The sequence below is a fragment of the Actinoplanes sp. M2I2 genome (assembly GCF_023544445.1).
In the GTDB taxonomy this organism is placed as follows: domain Bacteria; phylum Actinomycetota; class Actinomycetes; order Mycobacteriales; family Micromonosporaceae; genus Actinoplanes.
On the sequence record NZ_JALPVJ010000053.1, the window covers coordinates 1 to 4,687 of the forward strand.

General features: G+C 62.0%; 3 protein-coding genes. 1 reads left to right on the top strand and 2 read right to left on the bottom strand.

Annotated features, from left to right (window positions below; genetic code table 11):
• Nucleotides 1–182: 182 nt before the first annotated feature.
• Nucleotides 183–425: a hypothetical protein gene (locus tag HJC40_RS44885; RefSeq protein ID WP_250009993.1), complete on the bottom strand. Its 243-nt coding sequence runs from the start codon at nt 423–425 to the stop codon at nt 183–185.
• A gap of 1,000 nt (nt 426–1,425) precedes the next feature.
• On the opposite strand from HJC40_RS44885, the gene HJC40_RS44890 reads away from it, so the two are divergent.
• On the top strand, nt 1,426–2,562 hold the full coding sequence (locus tag HJC40_RS44890) for a hypothetical protein (protein WP_250009994.1): 1,137 nt from the start codon (nt 1,426–1,428) through the stop codon (nt 2,560–2,562).
• Between the two features lie 694 nt (nt 2,563–3,256).
• Here the strand turns inward: HJC40_RS44890 and HJC40_RS44895 are convergent.
• Nucleotides 3,257–4,537, bottom strand: coding sequence for an IS701 family transposase (locus tag HJC40_RS44895; protein WP_374273689.1), 1,281 nt, complete (start codon nt 4,535–4,537; stop codon nt 3,257–3,259).
• Nucleotides 4,538–4,687: the final 150 nt, after the last annotated feature.

Sequence of the window (4,687 nt, forward strand, 5' to 3'; positions counted from 1 at the left end):
CTAGTATGGCAGCCGCCATTCGTGATCATGGCTGATTCTCGAGGCTGAGGCGGCGGGGGTAGCGGCTCATCTGGCCCTTGCCTAGTGACGGCGTCGCCGGTTTTACCAGCGCAAACGGTAGGTGATACTGCGGATCAGCAGGACGTTGATCAGGCGGCGGATCTCGTTGACGGTCAGCTCGATTATTTCTGGTGGCCCGTGTCGGACAGGGCCCGGGCGTCGGCGGCGCAGGTCGCAAGGGCGGCAAGGGCCAGGGCGAGGGTGACCGGGCCGGGTGTCCAGCAGCGGTAGAAAGCCAGCGCACCGGTGGTGTTGTTACGGCGGATCAGCAGGCTGTGCCGGCCGTCGTCGTCGGGATCACCACCGGCGCCGTCGTCGGCGAGCCAGGCCCCAGTCGTGGAACCGTGGCCCTTTCGACCCGTCACCGGCACTGCGCCGGTTCCCCGGCCGGGGGCAGATCGGCGGCCAGCAGGTCAGCGCGGCAGCGGATCTTGCCCGCGTCGATCGGCACGAGATGATCGCAGGAGACCGCCAGGACATAGCCAAGCCTGCATACGGCGGCCGTTGTGAATGCGCTGCGAGGATAGCGATCCTACTCGGCGCCTTTCAGCTGGTGGAACAACCTCAAGACTACGCATTGTGCTCCCTTCGAGCTACCTGACAGTCGGGGGGCGGGGGCAAGGGCCGAGCCGCTTCGCGATCGCCTGCGGCGAGCCTTGCCCCAGCCCCCGACTGTCAGGTCGGGACTGTCTCAGCTACAGCGCGGCACCAACCCCATAACTAGACAGTGACAGCCCTCATCACAGGCGAAACCACAGGTCCGCGACGACCCCCAGCACGTGCGGGTAGGCGAGCGGAAGCCGGAGCCGGCGTGTCTTTGCTATGGCGATCTTTGCAGAGTCAGGCGGAAGATTAGGGCGCTGCAGGGAGGGAGAAGTGCAATGGCGCACCACAGCGACCCGAGGGACCCAATCCAGCCGTCATGGACAAGCTCGTCGGAAACTTCTGATGAGAATGGTCCGTTCTGGCTAGATCCACACTTAGGCGTCGAGACGCACGCAGACACCGGTTGGCAGGTAGTGCGAGAGTTCCGCCGAATAACAGTCTATTCGCCTAGTGGTGGGCGGGTCGGCTTCAACCTAGAGTCGTTTCCGCAAGGCGAGTGGCATAAGCTCGCGGCAGGAGTAGAGGACTACACGTTGCCTCTCGAGATACGGCGGACAGGATCTGAATTGCAGATGCGCTGGACCTTTACGCCGAGTCCTCCTGGCAGGAGACCTTGCAATATTTGGGAGTCCTCAGATCCAGCTGACCTCGCCGCAAACCGACGTTTGTTAGAGGAACTTCGGGACCTTCGCCATGGTACGGCTAGTCAGCAAATTGGGGATATACGATACTGAAGTAGAGCATAGATAGGGTTGTCCGGTGAGCGATTGGCATGAAGACACACGACGCGCAAATGAGTCCAACCAAAGGCGGTCCGATGAAGAACGCCTTCATCGACAGTATGAGGCGGATCAGATTAAGCAAGCGCAGCAACAGATACTATACGAGGCGGAAATTCGAGCTAAGCAAGCTTGGGAGCAGTCACGGCGCGACGCGGAGGCGCGTGTTCAGCAAGTAGCAGGTGGATACCGAGTTGAACCTATCGGTCCTGCAAATCCTGCGCCAGGGTATCAGGTGGACTACCGCGACCAGCCATACTATCAACCATCGACGCCAGATACACGCTATGAGCAAGGATATCAGGCCCAATATCAGCAAGAGCGGCTTCGTGCGGATCTGGAGGCTCAACAGCGCGTGGAAGATCGACAACGCGACGACCGGATCCATCAGGACCGATTGTCGGCCATTAGGCAGGCGAATAAGGAGGCAGACGAAAGACTGTACGAACAGATGCTTCGAGACCGAGAGGACACGGCTCGTCGCATCGAATCTTTGCGTCAGGACCAGGAGCGACTCGAGACGGCTCACGGTGATAGGCTCCTGGCGGATCTCCGCGACAACGACCGTCGAGACGCCGAGCGGCTTGCGGATCAACGTGACGCGGCAAGGCAAGACGCAATTCGGATGGACAATCTCGGTGCGCAGGAGCGAGATCGTACTACGCGACAGGATGCTGATCGGGCGGCGGCTCTTGCCGCGGCTCAAGCTACAGTTCAAGCACCGAACTTCGCGGCCTCGCCGGTTCTCGGCACGCTATGGTCGGAAGCTTCGCGAAACGGTACAGTTTCGGTCGCTACGGCTAGGGAGAACTTTTGGAGCCGTGTCAATAACAGCGCAGACGCCTACGCCGAATACTTGCGCAACAGCTTAAAGCTTGCTAACTACACGATACGAGAGGATTCGCATCCCCCACTCTTGAATATTGAGACCGGAGCTAAGAACCCGAATTTAGATAAAGCTGACCGCATACTTGAGCTCGAGCATCGAGCTGCAATCGCCAACCTAGACGCGACAGAGCAAGGCCGTAGGGTTGCCGCTGAGAACCTACGCTATATGCAGGGCCGCGACAACCGATTCCGCGGCTGGTGGTGGACAGAGGACGACCGTCACACTTGAGGCTTTCGAGGTCGCTTGCAGCACCCGAGTGGTGCTAGAAGGGCACCCGCTCCTGCCTCCCTTAGTGGAGTGCGTCCTCTCCCCAGCGAGCAAAGAAGCCACCGCTTGGATACTGCTTACCTCGGTACCATCCAATATCGATGGGCAGCCGCCGGCCGTTGACGAGTATGGGGCCGAATTGGCCGTTCCTCTTCACGTTGCGCAAATCGAACTCATAGGAGCCGTACGGGCCATAGATCATGACGGCGGATCTCCGGACGTCCGAGTGCACTTGCCACTGACCGTTTGGACTCGTAGCCAATTGCTCCATATCGACGGCAACTACGAACGGTGGCCACTCGGTATCTTGGCCACTACCGCTAGTCTTTCCCTGTCCGATCTCATGTGCCTCGGTGGGCACTGATCGACGCCTTTTACCCAACATGGCACACCTCGCTCGACCTGCTTTACAGTTATTCGTAATGTTGCACTGCTTAACGACTCTGACAAGCACCCTCCTCCCAGATGGCGAAGGTTGGACCTCATATGGCGCAATCGACAATATGTGGCAGGTCTCCGTAATACTCCTGAGTGGGAGTAATCAATATATATGTACGCGATTCGGACTGAGCGCGGTCGTCGCTTCGGCCCAACCCTGCCTGATCCACCTTTTCTAATCCGTCCAGTCACCTAGTACGGCAGCCGCCGCTCGTGATCATGGCTGGAGTTCGAGGGTGAGACGGCGGGCGTAGTGGGCTCGTCTGGCTCGTGCTTGGTGTCGGCGTCGCCAACGTGACCAGCGCAGACGGTAGGCAATGCTTCGAGTTGGCCGGATCAGCAGGACGTTGATCAGGCGGCGGATCTCATTGACGGTCAGGTCGATCATGTCGGGCTGAGCGTGGCGGTCTGCCGATCGGGCGTCGGCGGCGCAGATCGCGAGGACCGCAAGCGCTGCCAGGGCGAGGGTGGTGAACCGGTGCCAGGACGTCCAGCGGCGGACCTGGTGCTGGTCAAGACCGACTTGACCCTTCCCGGCCTGGAACGACTCCTCTACGATCCACCGGACTCCGGCGACTCGGACGAGCTGGGCGAGGGTGGCAGGTCGAGGTGTCCAGCAGCGGTAGAAAGCCAGCTCACCGGTCGTATGGTTGCGGCGGATCAGCAGGCTGTGCTGGCCGTTGTCGGCCGGGTCACGATCGGCGCCGACGTCGGCCAGCCAGGCCCAGTCGTAGAACCGTGGCCCTTTCGAACCGTCGCCGGCACTGCGCCGGGTCCACGCGGTAGCGGGCAGACCTTGGGCCAGCCGGTCGGCGCGGCAGCGGGTCTTCTCCCCGTCGATCGGCACGAGGTGATCACAGGAGACCGCCAGGACGTAGCCGAGGCGGAGTTTGCGCAGCTCACCGCGTAGTCGGGTGTTGTTGCCGTAGGCCTCGTCCGCGGCGACCCATCGGGCCGGGACCAGGGCCTGAACAGCGGCGCTGATCATGTCGTCGGCCAGCTCGGACCGGGTGGCGAACGCGATCGTGTCCGGGACGCCGGCCTGCTCACACCGGCCACGGTCGTCGGTCCAGGATTTCGGCAGGTAGATCCTTCGGTCGATCAGGGCGTGGCCGTGTCTGCTCGCATAGGCCAGGAACACGCCGACCTGGGCATTCTCGATCCGCCCGGCGGTGCCGGTGTACTGCCGCTGGACACCGACCGAGTGCACGCCCTTCTTCAGATCGCCGGTCTCGTCGACCACGAGGACCCCGTCAGGGTCACCGAGCCGGTCGGCGACGACCTTACGCACGTCGTCGCGCACCGCGTCGGCGTCCCACTTGGCCCGGTAGAGCAACCGTTGCATCGCATCCGGCCGGGCATGCCCGGCCTGCTCAGCGACCTGCCAGCAGGTCTTGGTCTCCAGGTCACTGAGCAGTCCGGTGACGAACCCGGCAGCCGCCCGGCGAGGCTCGACCCGACAGAACCGGCCAGCGAACGAGTCGATGACCAGGTCGATAGTTCGCCGCCACTGGGCAGGCTCTACGCTGTGGCTCTCGGCCACCGCAAGGTTGAATGTTGTGTCCACAACGCACAGACGATCATGCGGTGGCCGTCCTCGTTCCCGCAGGATCCGAGGTCACCTCACGAACGGCGGCTGCCGTACTAG